At 60.4% G+C, this 17,108-nt stretch carries 14 protein-coding genes; 3 read left to right on the top strand and 11 right to left on the bottom strand.

Going from position 1 to position 17,108, the window contains the following annotated elements:
• The first annotated feature begins 45 nt into the window (after nt 1–45).
• Nucleotides 46–1,485, top strand: a complete 1,440-nt coding sequence (cls, locus tag ACOYXH_RS25310; RefSeq protein ID WP_095049609.1) for a cardiolipin synthase — start codon at nt 46–48, stop codon at nt 1,483–1,485.
• Between the two features lie 35 nt (nt 1,486–1,520).
• Here cls and cfaB read toward each other — a convergent pair whose 3' ends face one another.
• The 8 genes from cfaB to hflK (ACOYXH_RS25350) form a co-directional block, all read right to left on the bottom strand.
• Nucleotides 1,521–2,708, bottom strand: coding sequence for a C17 cyclopropane fatty acid synthase CfaB (gene cfaB / locus ACOYXH_RS25315; RefSeq protein WP_095049608.1), 1,188 nt, complete (start codon nt 2,706–2,708; stop codon nt 1,521–1,523).
• A gap of 85 nt (nt 2,709–2,793) precedes the next feature.
• Nucleotides 2,794–3,582 (bottom strand): HvfC/BufC family peptide modification chaperone, encoded by a 789-nt coding sequence (locus ACOYXH_RS25320; RefSeq protein WP_460066537.1) that lies wholly within the window; start codon nt 3,580–3,582, stop codon nt 2,794–2,796.
• The gene (gene bufB / locus ACOYXH_RS25325; RefSeq protein WP_460410019.1) at nt 3,573–4,418 is read right to left on the bottom strand and encodes an MNIO family bufferin maturase; all 846 of its coding nucleotides are present in this window, start codon (nt 4,416–4,418) and stop codon (nt 3,573–3,575) included. The genes ACOYXH_RS25320 and bufB overlap by 10 nt, the downstream gene beginning before the upstream one ends.
• A 65-nt stretch (nt 4,419–4,483) precedes the next feature.
• Nucleotides 4,484–4,735 (bottom strand): BufA2 family periplasmic bufferin-type metallophore, encoded by a 252-nt coding sequence (bufA2, locus tag ACOYXH_RS25330; protein WP_095049605.1) that lies wholly within the window; start codon nt 4,733–4,735, stop codon nt 4,484–4,486.
• Between the two features lie 110 nt (nt 4,736–4,845).
• Nucleotides 4,846–6,753 (bottom strand): heavy metal translocating P-type ATPase, encoded by a 1,908-nt coding sequence (locus ACOYXH_RS25335; protein ID WP_460410020.1) that lies wholly within the window; start codon nt 6,751–6,753, stop codon nt 4,846–4,848.
• On the bottom strand, nt 6,750–7,799 hold the full coding sequence (hflK, locus tag ACOYXH_RS25340) for a protease modulator HflK (RefSeq protein ID WP_460410021.1): 1,050 nt from the start codon (nt 7,797–7,799) through the stop codon (nt 6,750–6,752). The genes ACOYXH_RS25335 and hflK (ACOYXH_RS25340) overlap by 4 nt, the downstream gene beginning before the upstream one ends.
• Complete coding sequence (hflC, locus tag ACOYXH_RS25345) at nt 7,796–8,842, bottom strand: protease modulator HflC (RefSeq protein ID WP_095049602.1); 1,047 nt, start codon at nt 8,840–8,842, stop codon at nt 7,796–7,798. The genes hflK (ACOYXH_RS25340) and hflC overlap by 4 nt, the downstream gene beginning before the upstream one ends.
• The gene (gene hflK, locus ACOYXH_RS25350; RefSeq protein ID WP_460410022.1) at nt 8,839–10,800 is read right to left on the bottom strand and encodes a protease modulator HflK; all 1,962 of its coding nucleotides are present in this window, start codon (nt 10,798–10,800) and stop codon (nt 8,839–8,841) included. The genes hflC and hflK (ACOYXH_RS25350) overlap by 4 nt, the downstream gene beginning before the upstream one ends.
• A gap of 210 nt (nt 10,801–11,010) precedes the next feature.
• Here hflK (ACOYXH_RS25350) and lpdA point away from each other — a divergent pair, with 210 nt between their 5' ends.
• Nucleotides 11,011–12,411 carry a dihydrolipoyl dehydrogenase gene (gene lpdA / locus ACOYXH_RS25355; RefSeq protein WP_460410023.1) on the top strand — a complete coding sequence of 467 codons (1,401 nt, stop codon included), beginning with the start codon at nt 11,011–11,013 and terminating at the stop codon, nt 12,409–12,411.
• A 130-nt stretch (nt 12,412–12,541) separates the two neighbouring features.
• Here the strand turns inward: lpdA and ACOYXH_RS25360 are convergent, their stop codons facing one another.
• A complete protein-coding gene (locus ACOYXH_RS25360) occupies nt 12,542–13,015 on the bottom strand; it encodes an Lrp/AsnC family transcriptional regulator (RefSeq protein WP_320413684.1) in 474 nt (157 codons plus the stop codon).
• A gap of 144 nt (nt 13,016–13,159) precedes the next feature.
• On the opposite strand from ACOYXH_RS25360, the gene ACOYXH_RS25365 reads away from it, so the two are divergent.
• Nucleotides 13,160–13,789, top strand: a complete 630-nt coding sequence (locus ACOYXH_RS25365; protein WP_095049598.1) for a LysE family translocator — start codon at nt 13,160–13,162, stop codon at nt 13,787–13,789.
• On the opposite strand, the gene ACOYXH_RS25370 is transcribed toward ACOYXH_RS25365, so the two are convergent.
• Nucleotides 13,786–15,924, bottom strand: coding sequence for a hypothetical protein (locus tag ACOYXH_RS25370; protein ID WP_320413685.1), 2,139 nt, complete (start codon nt 15,922–15,924; stop codon nt 13,786–13,788). The two genes, ACOYXH_RS25365 and ACOYXH_RS25370, sit on opposite strands and share 4 nt — an antisense overlap.
• Nucleotides 15,911–17,095, bottom strand: coding sequence for a DUF3142 domain-containing protein (locus tag ACOYXH_RS25375; RefSeq protein ID WP_095125076.1), 1,185 nt, complete (start codon nt 17,093–17,095; stop codon nt 15,911–15,913). Before ACOYXH_RS25375 ends, ACOYXH_RS25370 begins: the two co-directional genes overlap by 14 nt.
• Nucleotides 17,096–17,108 lie beyond the last annotated feature (13 nt).

Genomic DNA, 17,108 nt, shown 5'->3' on the forward strand with positions numbered 1-17,108 from the left:
AACATGGTCTGTTAAGCATTGAATCTTCCGGAGCAAGGCTGCCCCATGGATTATTTTGGACCGCACATTTTCGGTTATCTGATCGCCCTGATACACACACTCGGCTTGATCGCCGCAATTCACGCGGTGCTCACCGTGCGCACGGCTCAAGGCTCGATCGCCTGGGCATTGTCGCTGATCTTCATTCCCTACCTCACGCTAATTCCGTACCTGGTATTTGGGCGCAGCACCTTTGATGGTTACATCAAGGCACGACGCCAGGCCAACGAACAGATGCGGCAGGCCATCTCCGAGTTGAACTGGCGTCCGTGGGTGGAAGAAGCGCTGACTGCACGCGCCTCGAATGCCTATGCCTCGTTACGTGCGATGCCCAAACTGGGACGTATGCCTTGCCTGGCGAATAACGAAGTGCAATTGCTGGTAAACGGCACGGCCACCTTCGACGCTATATTTCAGGCCATCGATCAAGCTAAAGAAGCGGTGCTGATTCAGTTTTTCATCATCCACGATGATCGGCTCGGTCAGCGTTTGCGTGATCTGCTACTGAAGAAGGCTGCTGAAGGCGTATCAATCCATCTGCTTTACGACCGCATCGGCAGCCACGCCCTGCCCCACAGCTATGTGCAGACGTTGCGTGATGGCGGCGTCGAGGTCAAAGCCTTCGCCACACGCAGTGGCTGGCTCAATCGTTTTCAGGTCAACTTCCGTAATCACCGCAAGATCGTCGTGGTCGATGGAGTGGTCGGGTTTGTCGGCGGGCATAACGTTGGCGATGAATACATGGGTGAAAAACCACCGCTGGCACCCTGGCGCGATACGCATGTGAAAGTGCGTGGCCCGGTCGTCGCCTGTATGCAGGAATCCTTTGCCGAAGACTGGTTCTGGGCCGCGCGTACCCTGCCGCCGCTGATCCTGCCCGACGAATACCCGGATGACGGCGTGCTCTGCCAATTGCTCGCCAGCGGCCCGGCAGATGCTTACGAAACCTGCTCGCTGTTCTTTGTTGAGGCGATCCACGCGGCGACCGAACGGGTGTGGATCACCAGCCCGTATTTCATCCCGGATGAAGCTGTATTCGCCGCCCTAAGATTGGCTGTGTTGCGGGGCGTCGATGTGCGATTGCTGCTGCCGTCGCGTCCCGATCACCGCATCGTTTACGCCGCGTCCAGTCTCTACGCCTTTGAAGCCGTGCGCGCCGGCGTACGGGTATTCCGCTACGAACCCGGTTTCCTGCATCAGAAAGTGGTGTTGATCGACAGCGAGATCAGCGCGATCGGCAGCGCCAATCTGGACAACCGTTCGTTCCGGCTGAATTTCGAAGTGATGCTGCTGACCGTCGACAGTGACTTCGCCGCCAGCGTGGAGAACATGCTTAGCGCCGATTTCGCGCAAGCCTACGAAGTCGCCAAAGAAGAAAGCCGGGAGATCCACCGCCTGCAACAGGTCGGCATGCGGATCGCCCGGCTTATTTCACCGATTCTATGAAAGCCCTCACCGGTAAGAAAAGGACTGCTTAGCGGTTAAGGGTTGTAGATATCGTCGCGCGTCCACGGCAGTTCATGGCTGCCATCCGCATGCGCCTTCACCGCGAGGATCTGGTGCAGATTGATCCAGCCGCGCGCAAACGCATAAGCGCAACCGGCCAGATACAGACGCCAGATACGCAGCGCTTGATCCGGCACCAGTTTGCCAGCGGCTTCCAGGTTGTCCTCCAGCCGCTCACTCCAGTGGTCCAGCGTGCGCGCGTAGTGCAGGCGCAGGCTTTCGACGTCGACAATCTCCAGACCGGCTTCGCTGATCTCGGCCGAGATCATCGCCAGGTGCGGTAATTCGCCGTTGGGGAAGACGTACTTCTCAATGAAATCCCCGGCACCACGTCCCACCGGACGGCCGTCGGTGTGCTTGGCGGTGATGCCATGGTTCATCACCAGACCGCCCTCCTTCACCGCGCCAAACAGGGTTTTGCAGTACTCGGCCAGGTTGGCATGGCCAACGTGTTCGAACATGCCGACGCTGACTACCTTGTCGAAACGCCCGTCCTGAGGCAGGTCGCGATAGTCGAGCAATTGCAGTTCGACCTGGTCTTCCAGGCCTTCGGCTTTGACCCGTTCGCGGGCCAGTTCCAGCTGTTCCTTGCTCAGGGTGATGCCGAACACTTTCGCACCGAACTCCCGCGCGGCATACCTGGCCAGCCCACCCCAGCCGCAACCGACATCCAGCAGATAGTCACCCGGCTGCAAACGCAGCTTGCGGCACAGGTGGCGGAATTTGGCTTGTTGCGCCTGCTCGAGGGATTCGCTGCCGGTTTCGAAATACGCGCAGGAGTAGGCCATGTCGCTGTCCAGCCAGAGCTGGTAGAACGCATTCGACAGGTCGTAATGGTAGGAAATGGCTTTGGCGTCGGTTTCCTTGTCGTGCAAGGTACGCACTGGCTGACTGTCGTCATCGTCGCCGAGCAAAGCGTTGCTCAATTCGTCGCAGACCCGGATGACCTCGCTGATCGAGCCCTCCAGTTCCAGCTTGCCTTCAACGAATGCCGCTCCGAGCGCATCAAGGCTTGGATGGGTGAACTGGCTGACCATCTGCGGGTCCTTGACCACGATGGTGACGCTGGGCGCCGGCCCCAGATTGAACTCATGGCCATCCCAGAGTCGCAGGCGCAGCGGAAGCTGCAAATTCTGTAAGGCCGGTGGAAGTTGCGCGAGCATGGAAAATCCCCCCTTGTTTCAGACGTCAGATCTGAGGGTAGACCATCCCGGAAAAATAGCAGGCTATCGATTTGATTAGCCTTGTCTATCGTTGCAGACGCTCCAGCAAACCTTCCTGAATCCAGTGTTTAAGCCAGGTCACGGCTTGAAGTGGCGCGCCCTCACCATAAGTGACTGCTAACTCGGCGCACAGTTCGGCGAAATTCCAGCCACCGTTGAGTATGCCCTTGAGAGCTGAAGCTTCGGCTGGATCCAGGCTGCGGTAACTGCAGATCAACTGGTTGCGCCAGATCAGACAGATCTGTGGGATTTCGAACGGCATGTTGCCAGGGAATTCCGATTCCTCCTTTACCGAACGCCATAAAGAAAGGCTGTTGAAACGGCACTCCAGCCATTGCATGGACGGTACCGCTCTGACGCGCAATTCGGGCCACTCCTCCGGAGCCAAAGCCGCCATGGCCTCAATTGTCAGCGGCTCAGCGGCAGGTGCATCGAAAGCCAGGGTGAAGGCCCATTCGAGCGCAATCAACTCAGCCAGCGGCGCGCTCTGTTCCGGCACCAGATGCTCGCGGACGAAGCCTTCGAAGCCTTTGCCCAACCAGCGCAGGCTGAAGTGCGCAGACGGATACCGTTGGATGTAAGCCATTGCGAGGCGGTCGAATTCCTCATCGCCCAGCCAGTGCAGGCTCGTCGGAAAGTCATTGCGCAACACGTCCAGCAAACGCGCCTTGTAAGCATTGTGGTAGATCGCCAGTCCCGTGCCGACATCCAGTGTCGGGCCACCGATCAGGCTCTCGCTCAACGTCGGATTCGCGTTGGGGTCTTCTTCGAGCAGAAACGCTTCAAACGCCAGTTGCCACTCTTTCAGGAGCATGGCTGCCTCCGCGCAAGAACATTGTTCCCGAGCTGACGGGCCGTTTGCAGTTCATCAAGCAGCGCTTCGAAGGGCGGAAAATGATCGTCGCGTTCCAGCAACGTCGCCACCGGGCCGAAATGTTCGAGTGTGCGTTGATAGAGCGCCCAGACCGGATCGCTCACCGGATGGTCGTGGGTGTCGATCACGTAATCGCCGTAATCGCTGTGCCCCGCCAGATGCAGTTGGCGGACTTTATCAACGGGCAGGCTGCTGATGAAGGCCCACGGATCGAAGCCATGATTACGTGAACTGACGTAGACATTGTTCACGTCCAGCAGTAATTCGCAGCCGCTCACATGGCTGAGCAAAGCGAGAAACTCCCACTCGGTGAATTCGTCCGAGGCGCCGCGCACGTAACTGGAGACGTTTTCCAGCACCAACGGGCGCTGCAGAATATCCTGAACCTGCATCACCCGAGCAGCAATGTAAACCAGGCTTTCTTCGGTGTAAGGCAACGGCAGCAAGTCGTGTAGCTGATGGGCATTGCCGCGGCTCCAACACAGGTGATCAGAGATCCATGCCGGTCGGACGCGTTCGGCCAATTGTTTGAGTTGTTTGAGGTAGTCAGGATCGAGGGCATGCGGCCCGCCGATGGACAACGATACGCCGTGCATCACCAACGGATAGCGCTCGGCGAAGGCATCGAGGTAATACAGAGCCTTGCCGCCCTGCACCATGAAGTTTTCCGAGACCACTTCGAACCAGTCGACATCCGGCGACTGCTCAAGGATCTGTTGATAATAAGCACTGCGTAAACCCAGGCCATAACCCAGAAAAGGAAGAGAGGCGGACATGTGCGGACTCCTGATAAAAAGTGGCCGCAGTGGCGCAAACCACTGCGGCAACACTTGCCGGTCAGTTATTCGCCGACCTTGCCACCGGCTTTTTCACACGCCGCCTGAGTCATTGCCTTGAAGCCCTGGCCTTTGCAGGCGCCCATGCCTTTACAGGCGTGGTCTTTGGTTTTGCAGTCGTTCTGGCCTTTGCAAGAGGTCACGCCGTAGCAGTGAACGTTGGCATCGGCGGCCATCGCGTTGGAGGCAACACCGGCAAACATTGTGGCGGCAGCCAAAGCGAGAGCGGCACCAGCAGCAGCGGTCTTGATGGTCATTTTTCTTATCCTCGGTAATCGTCAGGGGTGTCGGCTGGAAGGTTGTTCAGTCCCGACATAGCACTAGAGAGAGCGGCCCCGACGGCGTTACAGAGGATCGAAAAATAATTTCAAAGATCGTTCTTGAGCTTGAGCAACGGCTCCTGAAAGCGCAGCAAGCGCCCGGCATTCCCGAGGACCAGCAACGTGCTGAGGTTGTGCAGCAGCGCGGCGATCATCGCCCCGGCGGCACCCAGCCAACCGAAAGCGGCAAACACGACAATGGCCAGCGTCCAGCCCAGGCCGATGATCACATTGACCTGCAACGTCCTGCGGCACTGGCGGCTAAGCCGCACACATGTACCGAGACGGCGCAGGTCACTGCCGATCAAGACGATGTCGGCCGAGGCCAGCGCGATGTCCGCTCCGCCCGCGCCCATCGCTACACCGACCACGCCCGCCTTCAGTGCGAGGGAATCGTTGATACCGTCACCGACTACCATCGGCCGAAAACCATTGTTGATTTCCTTGAGTACGTGATTGAGTTTTTCCTCGGGCAGGGCTTGGGCTTGCACCTCATGCAAGCCGACCTCGCTGGCCAGCGATTGCGCCACACTTTGGCGATCGCCGGTTAGCAGCAATTGCCGGCCAAGACCCAACTCGCGCAATTCGTCGAGGGCAAAACGGGCTTCCGGTTTAACCGTGTCGGCGAGCAACAACCAGGCGAGGAATGCACCGTTCAATGCCAACCCGGCGATGGGACCGTCGTGATCGGGAACCGTCGTCGTGGTGATGCCCAGTTGCGCGAACAACTCCGGTCGGCCCAACGCGGCTTCGCCTTGCGCGGTCATGGCCACCACACCGAGGCCCTGACGTTCGTGGATATCACTGAGTGCCAAACATTCTTCCTGACTGACCAACCCTGCGAGCGCACGACTGACCGGATGACTGCTTGCCGCGCCAAGGCTGGCTGCAAGCGCGATGATCACGGACGAATCTGCACACGGATTATTGATCGACTGCAGGCGCAGGGTGCCGAAAGTCAGGGTGCCGGTCTTGTCGACCACCAGCGAAGTCAGGTCGGCCAGTTCTTCAAGGAACGCCGAACTGCGGATCAGTATGCCGTGACGTGCGGCCACCGCCACACCGGCAATCGCCGTGGCCGGAGCCGACAGCACCAACGCACACGGACAAGCGGCGACCAATACCGCAAGCATCGCTTGCGCATCGTGAGTGATAAACCAGGTCACTGCCGCCAGCAGCAAGACCAGCACCATATAGCTGCCAGCGTAACGTTCGAGCAACCGGGTGATTGGCGGTTTCGAGCGCTCGGCGTTCTGCATCAACGCGATGACCTTGCCCAGTGTCGACTCGCCACCGGTGCGCGTCACTTCAATACGCAACAGACCGTCGAGGTTGATCGCACCGCCGAACACCGACATACCGACACCCGCCTCGACCGGCACCGATTCACCGGTAATCGATGCAGTGTCGAGACTGGCCTGACCGGATAACACTCGACCATCTGCGGGAATCCGATCACCGGCGCGCACTTCAACGGTGTCGCCGGCTTTCAACGTGCCGTTGTCCACTTCGATGATCGAGCCATCCACTTGCACCTTGCGCGCATGGCTGCGCGTCAGTTGGCCAAGGGCATGGATCGCCTCTTGCGAGCCGATGACGCTGCGCTCCTCCAGCACATGGCCGAAGATCATGATGATCGGCAGCAACGCCGCTGTCAGCAAGTCACCAGTCGCCCATGCACCGAGCATAGCCAGGGCAATCAGTTGATCGGTGATGCCGTGCAAGCTCGGATAGCGCAGGCTGTACCACGCCGAGCGCATTACCGGCACGCCAACCAATAAAGATGCAAACCCAAGCAGCAACTGACTGACACCGGTTTGCTCAGGCATCTGCCAGCGCCAGATCAGACCCAGACCAAGCAGGCCCAGCGCAAGCATGGCCAAGGTCAGTTGCCGTGCAGCACGGCGTTGTTCGGCCGAAGACAACAGGCTCGGTGCGGCGGTCGTCGCAGTCATTTACTGGCTCCCTGAATGATCAGGCGGGAATCGTCTTTCGGGTCGACCGTGGTCACCGATCCGGCCTGACCGAGAATCTTCGGTATGCGCTCGCGGTACAGGCGCAGGAGCATTTGCGGGTCGGTAGTTTTGGCCAGACTCGACACCGTGGCCGTATCGGCAGAGGCTTTGGCCAAGCGCTCGCCAGCCTGCGCGTGAGCGACTTGTAGCGTGCGGTCGGCCTGTTCGTTGGCGGTCTGGGTGAGTTTCTCGGCGTCGGTGCGTGCATTGGCCACAGCTTTGTCGGCTTGCTGACTAGCGGTCAATACCGCGTTGAAAGCACTGACCGCCGGATCGGGCAGACTCGATTGCACATCGACCCGCGCCACTTCGATACCGATGCCCTGCCCGCTTGCCTTCAAATTGGCCAAGCGTTTGTTGATGCCTTGCACCAGATCGCCACGTAGTTTTTCACGACGTTCTGCGGCTTGATTGTCGGCACCGATCAACTCCGGGCGGGCGACCAGGATGGTGTCCAGATCGCGTGCGGCCGTCAGCGCCACCGCGCTGCGTGTCACCAGACGATCCAGCGCCGGCAAGACATGCTCGCCCTGCAACACGAAGTCGTAAGGGTCAGTGACTTTGTAGAACACCCGCACATCCAGTTGCACCACGCCGGCATCACCGGTCAATAAATAACCGGATCCGGCCAGCGCATCACTCAGGGGGGTGGCAAAGGAAGCGACCCGATCGGCCTTCAGCGCCTCATTACTGCGCAACAGATTCTTGACACGACGCTCGATCACCCGATCGGCTGCCGGCAGCAAAATCACCTGTTCGAATGGCTGCGGCCAAGCCAATAGCAGACCGGCATTCTGGATGCGATCCAGCGCGCCGAAATGCAAAACCACGGCACGATTTTGCGGATCAATTTGCCGCACATTGGAAAACACCCAGACCAATGCAGCCAGGATCGTCACCGCGTACAAGGCAAAAAATGCCAAACGCCCCGCCTGAATCCATGGACTGTTCAGCGAAGATGTTCCACGTGGAACTTCATCATTCATGGCTGCGATCCGGATTTGCTGTCGAGTGTCGGCGGGCCGTCGACCAATACTCGAAATGGCGCGGCGTCGGTACGCAGAATCAGTTTGGTGTCCGGCGTAACGATGGTGCCGAGGGTGTCGAGCGAGCGCAGCAAGTTGTAAAGCTGCGGTGAACTGGCGTAAGCACGGCCATAAATCTGCGCCGCTTCGACACGAGACTGCGCTTCGATCTCTGCCGCTTTTACCGTCGCGTCAGCCTGCACAATTCGCGCATCGCGCTCAGCTGCGGAACGGATTTGCGCGGCCTCACGTTTGCCGATCGCCGTGCGTTCAGTGGCAATTGTTTCACGCTCGGCGCGCATGCGATCGACCGTGGCAGTGAGTGTCACCGACGGCAAGGTCAAACGCTCGATGCCGACTTGCACAACCCGCACGCCATACGTCGCGAGCAATTGCTGATCGATCTGCTGGCGCAACTGCGCTTCGAAATCGGCGATACGCACCTGACTGGCATCGGTGTTCACCAGATTCGCCAGATCAAAACTGCTCGCGGTGGTTTCCAGCGCCGAGCCGACAAAGGTACGAATCTGCCGCGCCGCTTCGTCCGGCTGATTCTGCACCGCACGCATGAAACGCTGCACATTGTCCGCATCGCCCTGCACCTGCCACGCCACGTAGGCCTGCACAATGATGCGCAAGCCGTCACGGGTGCCGACATCCTGCAAGCCACTGGACGTCGTGCGCAAACGCAAGTCGACCGGAATCGCCGCCTCGAACGGCGCTGGCCAACGCCAGCTCAAACCCGGATCAAGCAACACCCGCGCAGGGTTACCAAAACGCGTGATGACCGTGGCCTCGCCCGAGCGCACTTGCACCAGGCTTGCCGCCGCGATGGCGAACGCCACCAGCAATAGGGCCCAACTCATGCGTCGCCACGGGAAAGGCCCTGCCTCTTCCGGCGCACCGTGGTGATGGTGATGATGCCCATGATGATGGTGATGTCCGCCGTTGCCATGATCGTGGCCGCTGTGATCATGCGGTTCGTGAGTATGCGACTGGCTCAATGGGCGACTCCTGGTTGAGCGGTGGTACGCGCGGGCGTCGGGTCAGCCGGCAGCGTGAAGGTCCGCAAGTCGATGGTCGGCGCATTGCTGCTGCCCCCGAGACGATGGTCGAGTACCAGCAACTTGGCCTTGCTCAGCCCTTGGCTGAGCTGACCGAGATATTGCTCCAGCACGAAAGCTTGGCCGGCACTGGCGTAAGCTTTTTGCTCGGCGCTGAATTTCAGATCCGCCGCCTGCGCCGTAGCATTGATTTCCCGCGCATTGGCGCTGGCCTGATCGCGAGCCAGGCTGGCCTGCAATTGCGCCTGATTACTCGCTTCAGCTGCCGCGCCACGCTCGCGGGAGATCAATGCCTGCGCGCCGATCTGCGCGGCTTGCACGCTGTGATAGGCATTGGCGGCACCGGCCGGCGGGTGAATGGCTTCGACGACCGTGGCGAGAATCTCCACGCCACTGTTGAGTGTTTGTAGATCATGCTGCACCGCGCGACCAATCTCATCGCCCAGCCCTACCCTGTCTTGACCAAGTAAGCCGTCCAGCGTGCGCGAGGCAAAGTCGTGCACCAGAATCCGGCTGGCGGTGCTGCGAATCAGCGTTGGCACATCCGCAATGTTATACGTCGCCGCCAGTGCGGCCTGATCGCTGAGGCCTATGCGATAGACGAAGCGCACATCCATGTTGACGATCTGAAAGCTCTGCTGATCGCCACGGCTGCTGGCGATCACTTGCGATTTGTCGTTGACGTGGCTGGCGTCCCACAAACGGTTGGCGGTCATCGGTGCCGGACCCTCAGCAGGGTTGGCTTGCAGCGGGACCGGGTTTTCGCCGACGCTGGTGGCCAGTTCATGCACCACGCCGTTTTCGATGATCCGCACCCGCCCCAGCGGCCAAGGTAAGCCGCTGTGCAAACCTGGGCCGAATACCTGCACCGGTTTGCCAAAGCGCTCATAAATACCGCGTCCCTGTAGCGGAATTTCATGGATCCCGGTGAGCAACCAACCCACTGCGGCTACTAGCACCAGCACTGGTAGAAAAGCACGGCGCATGTAGCTGAACGCCCAGATCTGGCGCAGATCGATGCCAAAACGGTTGTGCAATTCATGCTGCAACGCGAGTAAAGGTTGTGGCGGCCAGCGCAGCATCTCTGCGACAAAACTGCGCGCCAGCAGGCGCGGCTCAAGCTGTTCGCGACGAGGGCTGAACACTGAAAGAAGGGCACGCAATAACAACTCGATCGCGACCAATCCCGGCAAGATACCGATCAGGACAGCGACGCGAACTGGCCACACGGCATTCTCGCCAGCGAACAACAAACACAGTGCGCCCAGCACCAGGCTGATGATCGCCACACGCGTCAGTTGCGCGAGTGAAACCGCTTCGGGCCATTGCGCCGGGTTTTCCTGGGCCAGTTGCCGCTCCAGCACCAGCAGACCGAACGCCAACAACAATGTCAACGCTGCGCCCACCGTTGCCGATAAACCCACCGCAGCGGCCGGCAACGTCAGATTCCAAACCTGCTCGATGCTCAGCACCGCCAGCAGCGCCCAGCCACCCAACCACAGCGTCGCCGCACCGATCTGGCCAAGCAGATGCAGACTGCGCTCACTCAACCGGTCCAGCAGCCGCTCATACCACCCCTGCGGCGGAGATTGTTCCTCCCCAGCAAGCGGCGCCAGCACAACCGGATTGATCACCCGTGCGCGCCACTGTGTCACCCACCACGCCGATTGCAGCCCGGCAACCAGCACCAGCAGCGCGGCGCTCTGATTGACCAGCAGCGGCAGCCACAATGATTGCGCGGCAAACAGCCCGACAAAGAACGCCAGCACCCAGCATGCCCCGGCCAATCCGCCGAAACCGATCGCCCAGCGGCGCAGACGCCGGCTCTGCACGGCCGCCTGTTGAAAGCGCGGCAGTGCGGTCACTTGCGTGCCATCCACTTCCAGATCGACTTGCATATCACCCCAATTCATTAGCCAACACTGCATATCGTTACGATATAACGAAAAGCGTGAAATATTCGTACACAATTACGCTTATTCAAAGATGCCTAACCTGTCGCTTGGCTGAAGCCTTGACCGAAATGTCCGCAAACGCACATATTACGCTCGTAATTTTTATCCGAAACTACCGTTAGCGATCTGCATCCATCCATCAGGAGCAAGCACATGAGCAACTATGACGTAGTGATTCTGGGCGGCGGCCCCGGTGGTTATAACGCGGCGATCCGCGCCGGCCAGTTGGGCCTCAAGGCCGCTTGCGTCGAAGGCCGGGCAACCCTCGGCGGCACCTGCCTGAACGTTGGTTGCATGCCGTCCAAAGCCTTGCTGCATGCATCAGAGCTTTACGATGCGGCGATGGGTGCGGAATTCGCCAACCTCGGCATCGAGGTCAAACCGACGCTAAATCTTGTGCAAATGATGAAACAGAAAGACGAAAGCGTGGCTGGCCTGACCAAAGGCATCGAATTTCTGTTTCGCAAGAACAAGGTCGACTGGATCAAGGGCTGGGGCCACATCGACGGCCCCGGCAAGGTCACGGTGACCGACGATCAGGGCGGCAAAGTCGAACTGACCGCCAAGGACATCATCATCGCCACCGGTTCCGAGCCCACTCCCCTGCCCGGTGTCGAGATCGACAACAAACGTATCCTTGATTCGACCGGTGCGCTTTCCCTGAGTGAAGTGCCCAAACACCTGGTGGTGATCGGTGCCGGTGTGATCGGTCTGGAGTTGGGCTCGGTATGGCGGCGGCTCGGCGCGCAGGTCACCGTGGTCGAATACCTCGACCGCATCTGCCCGGGCGTCGATGGCGAGGCCGGCAAAACCCTGCAACGCTCGCTGAGCAAACAGGGCATCGCGTTCAAGTTGAGTTCGAAAGTCACCAGCGCCACCGCTTCCGCCAACGGTGTGCAACTCAGCGTCGAGCCGGCCGCTGGCGGCACTGCCGAGTTGCTGGAAGCCGATTACGTGCTGGTGGCCATCGGTCGTCGCCCGTACACCCAGGGCCTCGGTCTGGAGAACGTCGGCCTGAGCACCGACAAACGCGGCATGCTCGCCAACAAACAGCACCGCACCGAAGCCGCCGGAGTCTGGGTGATCGGCGATGTGACCTCCGGGCCGATGCTCGCACACAAGGCTGAAGACGAAGCGATGGTCTGCGTCGAGCAGATCCATGGCAAGGCCGGCGAGGTCAATTACGACCTGATCCCCAACGTGATCTACACCAAACCGGAACTGGCCAGCGTCGGCAAAACCGAAGAACAGCTCAAGGCTGAAGGACGCGCCTACAAGGTCGGCAAATTCCCGTTCACCGCCAACAGCCGGGCGAAGATCAACCACGAGACCGAGGGGTTTGCCAAAGTCATCGCCGACGAGCGCACTGATGAAGTACTCGGCGTACACCTGGTCGGTCCGAGCGTGAGTGAAATGATTGGCGAGTTTTGCGTGGCGATGGAGTTCAGTGCTTCGGCTGAGGACATCGCACTGACTTGCCATCCACATCCAACGCGATCGGAAGCGTTGCGCCAGGCGGCGATGAATGTCGAGGGGATGGCGACGCAGATGTAAGCAAAAAATTATCCGGTGACTGGGCGTCTGCTATCGCGAGCAGGCTCACTCCTACAGTTGATCGCGTTTGTTCAGAAGCACCGCGATCAATGTAGGAGTGAGCCTGCTCGCGATTGGGGACAACTTGGTCTCAGGCAGGAAGATGCCCCAGCGGCAACGCCCCCGGCGTCTTCACCGTATGAATCGCAAAGTTGCTGCGGATGTCACTCACCCCCGGCAGTTTCAACAGGCAGCCGCTGAGAAAACGGTCATACGCACGCAAATCCGGCACCACCACTTGCAGCAAAAAGTCCGATTCCCCAGACACCAGAAATGCTGAAATCACCTCCGGCAATGCCGTCACTGCGGTGTAAAACGCCTCGGCCTGTTCATCGTTGTGGCGCTCGACCTTGACCCCGACAAACACCGTCAGTCCCAGCCCGACTTCATCGCGATCGAGACTGGCCTGATAACCGCGAATCACCCCGGCCTCCTCGAGCATCCGCACCCGGCGCAGACACGGTGAGGCCGACAAGCCGATTTCGTCCGCCAGCTCGACATTGCTCAGGCGTCCGTTGCGTTGCAGCGCCGCGAGAATCTTGCGGTCGAAGGCGTCGAGTTTCATGGTTGGCAGATCCTGATAGTCGGGGCGTTGAAAACCAGCAGGTTATGCCAAAGCAGCAGGCTTTTGAAGCGGACTACGCAAGCACCTGCCCCACCTTTCGGCCCTAGACTTGGCTCACCGAATCGACAACGAAAGGGGTGTAGCGTGGCGAGTCTCTGGCTGTTTTTCCTGGCATTGGCGGTGGTCTATCTGTTGCCCGGCCCGGACATGATCCTGCTGCTGCAAACCGGTGCCCGCCAGGGGCGCGGCGCGGCGCTGGCCACCGCTGTCGGCCTGGGCATCGCCCGTGGTTGTCACGTGGCCCTGGCGGCGTTGGGGCTGGCGGCGCTGTTCAAAGCGGCGCCATGGACATTCGAGGTGGTGCGATTGGCGGGGGCGGCGTATCTGCTGTGGATCGGCATTCAGTGCCTGCGCAGCACCCTGCTGCCGAACCTGAATACCGGTGAAGCTGACGACGCACACGGGCAATGGCGCGAAGCCGTCCGACGCGGTTTGCTGACCAACCTGCTCAATCCCAAAGCGCTGCTGTTCTGTTCGGTGTTGCTGCCGCAATTCATCGTCAATGACGGCGCACCAGTACTGAGCCAATTCGCCGTGCTCGGCGTGCTGCTGGTCGGCGTCGGCCTGCTGTTCGACAGCGCTTACGCGCTGACCGGCGCCGCGCTGGGTCGTTGGCTGCAACACAGTCCAACGGCCCAACGCGTACAACAATGGCTGTTCGGCAGCCTGTTGATCGGTTTCGCCGTGCGCCTGACGTTCATCCAGCAGGCTTAGCCTTTGCGGACCTTGCGCTGGCGACGGCTGATCAACAGCAACGCAGCACCCGTGACCAGCACAATCGCGCCGATCTGCACCGGCCACTTATACGGCCGCAGCGACGAGCGCACAGCATCGGTGACCTGGGTGACGTAACGCTTGTTGGCGTTTTCGAAATCCGGGTACGGGCACTGATTGCCGAAATCCACCGCCCACGGCACAAACGGACCTTCCTTGATGTAACGCTGATACAGCGCGCTCTGATCTTCCAGGCTGCTGTTCCAGCCGGCCGCGTTGCACAGCACAGCGGCAAACGCCTGACTGGTGTGCGGCAGGTTGTCAGCGGCGCGCCCGGCCAGCGCGGTGGCGACGAAACGGTAGTGATAGCGCTGATCCGGTTTCGCTTCGCTGGCGACCTGACGTTGCACTTCGGCTTCGCTGACCAGCGGGCCGACTTTCAGCTCAGCGCTTTCCAGGCTGTAGTTGCCACCGAACGTGGCGTAGTCCGGCGCCATCTCGTAACCGAGAATATCCATGCCCCACTCACGCGCCGTCCACGCCGCGTTGTACAAGGCACTGGCGCGTTTGGTCGGCCACCACGCGGCATCGGCCTTCAGCCGTTGTTCGCCGTAGAGTCGGGCCTTGTTTTGCAGGTCGGGATTGTCGAAATAAGCCACCGCGTCGGCGTAATGCCCTTCGCGCAACAAGCGTCGACCAAGCAGATTGCGCAGGCTGGCGGCGACCGGCAGCGGCACGTAGTTGTCACGCTCCTGCTGGGTCAACGCCGGCGGCGCCGGGACGTTGTCGTCGACGTATTTTTGCAGTTCTTCGACCGTCAGCACGCGTTCGGCCACGGTCGCAGCGTCGAACCAATAGGTGCTGTTGCTGCGATACAACTGCACGAACGCTTGCAGGTATTCGCCGCGCTGCAAGGCGAGAATCGCGCTTTCGCCCTCGACCCGGCACTTCGGCTGAACGGCTTCATACGCCCAGTCCGGGGTGCGCCGGTAACCCCAGTCTTCGCTCTGCGGGAAGGCCTGCGCGGCTTTCGAATAGGCGGCGGCCGCGGCATTTTTATCGCCGTCACGCACCGCCAGTTTCGCCCGTAGCCACCACGCCAATCCGTCGTCGCCGGCGTTCTCGAGAAAAGCCTTGGCCCCAGCGTAATCACCCTGTTGATAACTCATTGCCGCCAGACGATCAGCGTTGTCGAGGCTGCCACGGGTGCTGTTTTGCAGCAGCTTGACCAGTTTCTTCTCGTTCGGCGGCTCATCGCCAAACGACCAGCCTTGGCGGCTGACCAGCGATGCCGTGACCAGTTGCTGCACGGTTTTGTGTTGCAGCAGCTCGGCCAGTTCGGCCTCGGGCAACTCCGCCAGTTCATTCATCAATTGCTTGAGCGAGGTGTAACCCACGGCCGAACCGTGCAGATTCTGTGCTTCATACAATTCGATGGCGCCGCTCCAGTCGCCTGCCGAGCGCAACACCCGCGCCTCTTCACCGAGGCTGGCAACACCCAACTCCAGCGGATCGCTGAAACCGTCGATGCTCAGTTGCCGGGCCTGGCGGAACGCATCACGCGATTGTTCCAGCGCCTCGACCGCATCCCCTCCTTCGCTGCTCATCGCAAACCAGGTACGGCCCATCGAATACGCCGCCCACGTGCTGCGCAACGGACGCTGATCTGCCGGCAGCGCCAGCAGCTTGTTGAAATACTCGACGGCGAGTTGATGATCGCCTGTGGCAAACGCCACCGCACCGGCCACGTACAAACGGATTTCCGTCGGCAGACTGGCGCCCAGCACCTCGACCTGACGCGCATCGGTCAGGCCACGCAGTTGTTTGACCAACGCTTGCTGCTCGGCGCTCAGTCCGGCCTGCTCGGCCTTCTCCCGTGCCTCGGCGGCCGCGTTTTCCTCGCCGTACATATCGTTCGGATTGTGCGTTGCCGCGGTGACATTCTTCAGCCCGGCGATGGCTTTGCCGAGACGACTGAGTTCGAAGTTGAAGTTGCCCTCAGGCAGATCCGCGAGGGTTTGCCCGCGATTGTCGAGCAGGCGCATGGGGAAATCCGGTCCGCAGGCCAGCGCCGAACCCAGCGGCAGGCAGAGGCTCAGGCAGAGCAGATGGCGGGGCCAGTTACGGGTCAACATGCGAACCTCCTTGATCAATATTGGCGCAACGCGCCCAACCGATGGCGCGTTGCCCACCCGCCGGCAAACGGCCGTCGCGCAGGCGGGTGAAGGTAAGCAGATCCGGGCCTTGTTGCAACGAGTAACCGGCGAGCGCATCGGCGCCTTCACAGCTTTGCGCCTTCAAGGTGATTTGCGCAGGCCAGGCACTGTCGAGGTTACCGGGGTTTTCGAGTTTGATGTCGTAGAGACCGTCGTGTTCGCTGAACGTCACGCCGAGCTGGCTGACGAGTTGATCACCCCGGGCCACCGCGCGCAGGGTGGTCAGGCTCCATGCGCGGCGGTCATTAGCCAGCGGCAGGCGAAACCAGATCAATCCGGCCAGATGCGCCGGCGGGTCTTCGCGCAAGGCCTTGCCGAGTTGGCTCAATTGCAGCGGATCAGCCAGCAACTCGCGGCGCTCACCATCCCGTTCAAGTTGCACCTCGCTCTCCACCACCGGCGCCCCGCCGTCATCCGGCAGCAGCGCCACGCCGTAAGCCGGCAGCGCGAGATAGAACGGTTTTTCGGTGATGCGCGCCCAGGCCTTGGCCCATTTCAACGCCTGATCAGGATCGAACAAACCCCGGCGTGGATCGCTGACGGCATGCACTTGCAGCACGCTGCTGTCGACGGTTTGCAGAAGTTCGGGCAATTGCACACTGCCGAGCCAGGCCGGTAGTGCCGTGATGCTCAAAGGCAGATTCGTCGGTAAGGCCGAGCGCAGATGTCTGAGAAATTCAGCATACGCCGGCAACCGCGCATTGCCCGCGTCGTGGTCGATTTCGACACCGCTCAGCGTCAGGCCTTGCGCCTGCCAATCGGCGAGCACCTGCAGAATCTGCGCGGTGACCTGATCCTGATCCAGCGACTTGAGTTGGCCGTCGAGACGAATCACCGCAATCAACGGACGACCATCGGCTTTCAATAAGTGCGCATCGATCCGCGCCCGACTCCATCCCGCGTTCGGAAAGGCCTGCAGCGCCAGCACCCGCAGCGTCGAGAAGTCATCGCGGCTGTCATGTAGCGCTGCCGTGTGGGCCGGAGTCCACTGACGTTGCCAGATATAGAGCTGTTGGTCGAGGGATGGCGCGTCCTGCTGCTTGCAAGCAGACAGCACGATCAAAGCAAACAGACCGACGATAAACCGCATACCTTCCAGATCC

This window comes from Pseudomonas sp. Mb7 (assembly GCF_054790525.1).

Coding starts and splice junctions, on each gene's coding strand:
- ACOYXH_RS25335 (WP_460410020.1), bottom strand. CDS start 6,753: ATGACTGCGACGACCGCCGCACCGAGCCTGTTGTCTTCGGCCGAACAA.
- hflK (WP_460410022.1), bottom strand. CDS start 10,800: ATGCAAGTCGATCTGGAAGTGGATGGCACGCAAGTGACCGCACTGCCG.
- hflK (WP_460410021.1), bottom strand. CDS start 7,799: ATGAATGATGAAGTTCCACGTGGAACATCTTCGCTGAACAGTCCATGG.
- lpdA (WP_460410023.1), top strand. CDS start 11,011: ATGAGCAACTATGACGTAGTGATTCTGGGCGGCGGCCCCGGTGGTTAT.
- ACOYXH_RS25360 (WP_320413684.1), bottom strand. CDS start 13,015: ATGAAACTCGACGCCTTCGACCGCAAGATTCTCGCGGCGCTGCAACGC.
- ACOYXH_RS25320 (WP_460066537.1), bottom strand. CDS start 3,582: ATGCTCCTGAAAGAGTGGCAACTGGCGTTTGAAGCGTTTCTGCTCGAA.
- cfaB (WP_095049608.1), bottom strand. CDS start 2,708: ATGCTCGCGCAACTTCCACCGGCCTTACAGAATTTGCAGCTTCCGCTG.
- ACOYXH_RS25370 (WP_320413685.1), bottom strand. CDS start 15,924: ATGTTGACCCGTAACTGGCCCCGCCATCTGCTCTGCCTGAGCCTCTGC.
- ACOYXH_RS25375 (WP_095125076.1), bottom strand. CDS start 17,095: ATGCGGTTTATCGTCGGTCTGTTTGCTTTGATCGTGCTGTCTGCTTGC.
- bufB (WP_460410019.1), bottom strand. CDS start 4,418: ATGTCCGCCTCTCTTCCTTTTCTGGGTTATGGCCTGGGTTTACGCAGT.
- cls (WP_095049609.1), top strand. CDS start 46: ATGGATTATTTTGGACCGCACATTTTCGGTTATCTGATCGCCCTGATA.
- bufA2 (WP_095049605.1), bottom strand. CDS start 4,735: ATGACCATCAAGACCGCTGCTGCTGGTGCCGCTCTCGCTTTGGCTGCC.